The 4,929-nt window shown below is 45.0% G+C and carries 7 protein-coding genes; 4 read left to right on the top strand and 3 right to left on the bottom strand.

The genetic code is table 11. From position 1 onward, the window contains the following. Positions 1-88: 88 nt before the first annotated feature. Positions 89-331: a cell division protein ZapB gene (gene zapB / locus AB4517_RS21625; protein ID WP_008219652.1), complete on the bottom strand. Its 243-nt coding sequence runs from the start codon at positions 329-331 to the stop codon at positions 89-91. Between the two features lie 324 nt (positions 332-655). Between zapB and glpX the strand changes: the two genes are divergently transcribed. The 3 genes from glpX (at position 656) to AB4517_RS21640 (ending at position 2,952) form a co-directional block, all read left to right on the top strand. Beyond that, on the top strand, positions 656-1,663 hold the full coding sequence (gene glpX, locus AB4517_RS21630) for a class II fructose-bisphosphatase (RefSeq protein ID WP_017061153.1): 1,008 nt from the start codon (positions 656-658) through the stop codon (positions 1,661-1,663). 198 nt (positions 1,664-1,861) lie between these two features. Further along, a complete protein-coding gene (locus AB4517_RS21635) occupies positions 1,862-2,482 on the top strand; it encodes a metalloregulator ArsR/SmtB family transcription factor (protein ID WP_017063674.1) in 621 nt (206 codons plus the stop codon). A 122-nt stretch (positions 2,483-2,604) separates the two neighbouring features. Then, positions 2,605-2,952, top strand: a complete 348-nt coding sequence (locus AB4517_RS21640; protein ID WP_017061155.1) for a DUF3135 domain-containing protein — start codon at positions 2,605-2,607, stop codon at positions 2,950-2,952. A 61-nt stretch (positions 2,953-3,013) separates the two neighbouring features. Here AB4517_RS21640 and AB4517_RS21645 read toward each other — a convergent pair whose 3' ends face one another. Both AB4517_RS21645 and AB4517_RS21650 read right to left on the bottom strand, forming a co-directional pair. Further along, entirely contained in the window at positions 3,014-3,442 is a 429-nt protein-coding gene (locus AB4517_RS21645; RefSeq protein ID WP_017063673.1) for a DUF805 domain-containing protein, read from the bottom strand. Between the two features lie 45 nt (positions 3,443-3,487). Continuing rightward, complete coding sequence (locus AB4517_RS21650) at positions 3,488-3,835, bottom strand: 5-carboxymethyl-2-hydroxymuconate Delta-isomerase (RefSeq protein WP_017061157.1); 348 nt, start codon at positions 3,833-3,835, stop codon at positions 3,488-3,490. Positions 3,836-4,084: 249 nt separating this feature from the next. On the opposite strand from AB4517_RS21650, the gene tpiA reads away from it, so the two are divergent. Beyond that, positions 4,085-4,855: a triose-phosphate isomerase gene (gene tpiA / locus AB4517_RS21655; RefSeq protein WP_017061158.1), complete on the top strand. Its 771-nt coding sequence runs from the start codon at positions 4,085-4,087 to the stop codon at positions 4,853-4,855. Positions 4,856-4,929 lie beyond the last annotated feature (74 nt).

The raw sequence follows: 4,929 nt of genomic DNA on the forward strand, positions 1-4,929 counted from the left end.
TTCACCTCCTAGATCAACGTCATGCTCGGCGCACAACAAAAACGCCCGCTACTGAGTAGCGGGCGTTTTTTTAAATCTGAAGAGTCGATTACTCTACTTCATCCATTTTACCAAGAAGGTTACGGATGCGATCTTGCCATGCTGAATGCTCTTCCTGCATTTGCTGAGTTTTTTGCTCTAGCTCGTGACGGCTTGCTTTAAGCTCACCAGCTTCTGTTGCTAGTGCTTGTTTCTCTTCTTTAAGCTCTTCCACTTCCATTTGAAGAAGTGCAATTGTATCTACTGCTGTTTGAATTTTTGCTTCTAGCTGCTCTAGTACTTCAAAAGACATTCTGGCCTACCTTTAAGTTATCCGTTTGATGGTGAAGGTTCACTCCACTTATTTCCCCATTCTACTCAGCAGAGCAAGGATAAACACTCAATATATTCGATATTTTGCGCCATTCGATGAAAAAAACAGCACTTTTTACCGAATATTGACGTGAACGATTACCGCCACAACGGCAAACCGATTATTTTGATGAATAATAACTGTTTTCCACTGCGAATTGATCGAGAGCAATCTCCAAAAAACAAAAAGGCAAACGTTTCCTTTTGGATATGGTAAAATTCGCCGCGAAATTTCTATTCCCCCTTTGAAAATTTTGGAGTCCGCATGAAACGCGATTTAGCAATGTCATTCTCTCGTGTCACAGAAGGTGCAGCACTAGCTGGTTACAAGTGGCTTGGCCGTGGCGATAAAAACGCTGCAGATGGCGCTGCTGTAGAAGTAATGCGTAGCCTATTAAACAAAACCGAAATTAGCGGTGAGATTGTTATCGGCGAAGGTGAAATCGATGATGCACCTATGCTATACATCGGCGAAAACGTAGGTGTGGGCGGCGACGCTGTCGACATCGCAGTTGACCCAATTGAAGGGACACGCATGACAGCAATGGGCCAATCAAATGCATTGGCTGTATTGGCTGCGGGCGAAAAAGGCAGCTTCCTTAAAGCGCCTGATATGTACATGGAAAAGTTGGTTGTTGGCCCTGGCGCTAAAGGCGTGATTGACCTAGAACTGCCACTAACAGAAAACCTAGAAAACATCGCTAAAGCACTAGGTAAAACACTTGATACTCTAGTCGTAACCACGCTTGCTAAGCCTCGTCATGATCAAGTCATCGCCGACATGCAAGCAATGGGCGTTCGTGTATTTGCTGTGCCAGACGGTGATGTTGCGGCTTCTATCTTAACCTGTATGCCAGACAGTGAAGTAGACGTCATGTACTGCATCGGCGGCGCACCTGAAGGTGTGGTCTCGGCGGCGGTAATTCGCGCACTCGACGGCGACATGCACGGTCGTCTTCTACCTCGCCACGAAGTGAAAGGCGACACAGAAGAGAACCGCAAGCACGGTGAACTTGAACTTGAGCGCTGCGCAGAAATGGGCGTAACGGCGGGTATCGTATTGAAGATGGAAGACATGGCACGCAGCGACAACGTTGTATTCTCAGCAACAGGCATCACTAAGGGTGACTTGCTAGAAGGTATTTCTCGTCAAGGTAATATCGCAACCACAGAAACCCTGCTTATCCGTGGCCGCTGCCGTACAATTCGCCGCATCAAATCTATCCACTACCTAGAGCGTAAAGATCCAGAAGTAGTAGGTCATATCCTGTAAGCCTAAATTCGGTGAAACAGAATATTCCAAGGCTGATACCTAGTATCAGCCTTTTGTTTTATTAGCGCACCAGAATCTGACCATGGCAGCCAATAGAGTAAAACGCTATCTATAGAGTAAATTATCATCAACATAGTAAATGGTTTGCTTTATAAACACCTTGCCTCATAATAGTAAGGTTCATTAGGTAGGGATAGTATGAAAACAAGCGACAGAATCTTACAGACCATTAAGCGTCAAGGCGCGGTAACCGCGAAACAACTGTCAGAAGAATTTGGCATGACGACAATGGGGGCAAGGCAACATCTGCAAAGCCTGGAAGATGACGGTATTCTTGCGTTTCATGATGTGAAAGTGAAAGTGGGTCGCCCGACTCGCCACTGGTCCCTGACTCAACAAGGTCATAACCAATTTTCAGACCGACATGGTGAACTCACCATTCAAGTGATTGATGCTGTCGAGAATCTATTTGGTAAAGAAGGGCTGGCTAAGGTTGCTGCCGAGCGTGAACAACACACTCTTAAGCAGTATCAAACTGCGCTGTCTGGCTGTGATTCACTCATCAGCAAGCTTAAAAAACTCACCCAGCTTCGTGAAGACGAAGGCTACATGGCTGAGCTTCAAGAGCATGATGATCACTACATCTTGATTGAGAACCACTGCCCTATCTGTAAGGCTGCAACTCGCTGCCCTAGCCTGTGCCAATCTGAGCTCAACGTGTTTACTGAGTTACTAAAAGATGAGTGTCACGTGAGCCGTACAGAGCACATCATTGCTGGCGAACGACGCTGCACTTACACCTTAACACCCGCCCTTTGATTGCAAAGGTAATCGGCTAATACCGTCTCAATATTGAGAAAATACAAATAGATTAAAATTTGTACAGATTTCTTTCTTAAGCTTAGAGCATATGAAACACGCTTAATGCTAAGGAAGGAATGATGGCGCATCCACAACCCGCTCAAAAACTGCCACCCTTTGATGAACTTGTCCAACTCGCGAAAAGCGACCCGAAAGCATTCAATCAATTCAAACACGAGATGTGCGAACAGATGATTTGTTCGGCTTCAGACGTGATGCAAGACCGACTTCGTGCGCAGCAAAGTCACATCGACTTAGTGGTTAGCCGTTGTAAAAACCCACACCACGCCAATGTCGTACTCATGCAAGAGCTGCGCTGTCAGGTCTGTAAGTTCCAAGATGCACTCGAAGGGCGCTGCGGCTTTGAAGAATCTCTGCCTGAAAATGTCGTGCCTTTTAAGCCGAATACCGAACCTAAAATGTACTGAAATTAGCAAAGCACTAAAAAGAAAAAGGGAGCGTAATGCCCCCTTCTTATTGGTTCGCTGTTCAATATTTACATGGGTCTTCGCCGTAGTCATTACGGCCTTCTGTACCTTTCAACAAACCACACTCAATCAGAATCCAGAAACCACACACTAATGCCGCGACGGTTGCCGCCATATGAATTGGCGATACCGGCTCTGTCGTCGTTGCAACCATTGGCGAAGCTAAACGACCCAATACTAATGGCACATTCAATAGTAGCCAGTAATTAGACTTATTGCGGTCGTGCCAGCGCTTAGCGGTTACCGCAAGGTCTGGGATCACAAGCATCAATAGGATGATTGGTAGCAGGATATAAGAGTAAGCAGGGAACAACACAGAGATACCTGAAGCAAAACCGGTAATCGCTATGTAGTAGAAAACATTCCAAATCCAGTAAGTCTTACGACCAATTCTCCCCTTGAAAGAGAGCAGTAATTCTTTCATCGACATCTTAAATACTCAAATTTATACGCCGCTAAAAGTCAGCAGCAATGGTTAGTTTATTACTTTTTGAAAGCAACTTTTATCCATATCACGAATATTCACCGTTAAGCTTCTTACATGACTTGCTTGTTCTTGCAGGATCTGCATTAACGATCGTGACAATTCTCGCTTTTGCTCTTCCGTTCGTCCCGAAAGTAACTCAAAGCTGATATGAATAAAGTCTACACTATCTTCCTCATCACCGACCAACCAATTATGGCAACGCAGTGAACGAGATTTCACTGATGGCACATCAAACAAGCCACATGTGAGAGCGACTTGGTGGAGATCTTCCAGTAAGCCTTGGATATTTACTCGCTCATCCACTGAATTGGAGTACTCTAGAACTAGATTCGGCATTGTTACTTCCTGTTGTTAACGCAATCGTTTGTCCCTTAATAACAACTAACGATGAAAAATCCGAGAAGTTAGCTATTATTCTGTCTGCCGGATCACTGATATATGCTCAAAATCTACTCTGACCATTGAGTAAGATCCAAGAAAGTCATGACCACAGTCATGATCTGTTGATATTAATCTGTTATATTATTTCGTAATAAAGTTTACTTTTTTACATTCGATTTATTTAAATACTTTGGAGATATTCCTATGCGTCATCCTGTAGTTATGGGTAACTGGAAACTAAACGGCAGCAAAGAAATGGTTGTTGATCTACTAAACGGTCTTAACGCTGAACTTGAAGGCGTAACAGGCGTAGACGTAGCAGTTGCTCCACCAGCACTTTTCGTTGATCTAGCAGAGCGTACGCTTACTGAAGCGGGCAGCGCGATCATCCTAGGTGCTCAAAACTCTGACCTAAACAACAGCGGTGCATTCACTGGCGACATGTCTCCAGCAATGCTTAAAGAGTTCGGCGCATCTCACATCATCATCGGTCACTCTGAGCGTCGTGAATACCACAACGAATCAGATGAGTTCGTAGCTAAGAAATTCGCATTCCTAAAAGAGAACGGCCTAACTCCAGTTCTTTGTATCGGTGAATCTGAAGCACAAAACGAAGCAGGCGAAACTGTTGCAGTATGTGCTCGTCAACTTGACGCTGTTATCAACACTCAAGGTGTTGAAGCTCTTGAAGGCGCTATCATCGCTTACGAACCAATCTGGGCTATCGGTACTGGTAAAGCAGCTACAGCTGAAGATGCACAACGCATCCACGCTCAAATCCGTGCACACATCGCAGAGAAATCTGAAGAAGTTGCTAAGAAAGTTGTTATCCAATACGGCGGTTCTGTTAAGCCAGAAAACGCAGCAGCTTACTTCGCACAACCAGACATCGACGGTGCTCTAGTTGGCGGCGCAGCTCTAGACGCGAAAAGCTTCGCAGCTATCGCTAAAGCAGCAGCTGAAGCAAAAGCTTAATTTAAACCTCACCGTTTAGATTAGATGAAAGGTCAACTTAGGTTGGCCTTTTTTATGGTTCATCGCGGCTTTCC

This window comes from Vibrio sp. 10N.222.52.C3 (genome assembly GCF_041474195.1).
Lineage (GTDB): Bacteria > Pseudomonadota > Gammaproteobacteria > Enterobacterales > Vibrionaceae > Vibrio > Vibrio crassostreae_C.

What these genes read in the sequence shown, in the direction of transcription:
- zapB (WP_008219652.1), bottom strand. Translation starts at nt 331, where the DNA reads ATGTCTTTTGAAGTACTAGAGCAGCTAGAAGCAAAAATTCAAACAGCA.
- glpX (WP_017061153.1), top strand. Translation starts at nt 656, where the DNA reads ATGAAACGCGATTTAGCAATGTCATTCTCTCGTGTCACAGAAGGTGCA.
- AB4517_RS21635 (WP_017063674.1), top strand. Translation starts at nt 1,862, where the DNA reads ATGAAAACAAGCGACAGAATCTTACAGACCATTAAGCGTCAAGGCGCG.
- AB4517_RS21640 (WP_017061155.1), top strand. Translation starts at nt 2,605, where the DNA reads ATGGCGCATCCACAACCCGCTCAAAAACTGCCACCCTTTGATGAACTT.
- AB4517_RS21645 (WP_017063673.1), bottom strand. Translation starts at nt 3,442, where the DNA reads ATGTCGATGAAAGAATTACTGCTCTCTTTCAAGGGGAGAATTGGTCGT.
- AB4517_RS21650 (WP_017061157.1), bottom strand. Translation starts at nt 3,835, where the DNA reads ATGCCGAATCTAGTTCTAGAGTACTCCAATTCAGTGGATGAGCGAGTA.
- tpiA (WP_017061158.1), top strand. Translation starts at nt 4,085, where the DNA reads ATGCGTCATCCTGTAGTTATGGGTAACTGGAAACTAAACGGCAGCAAA.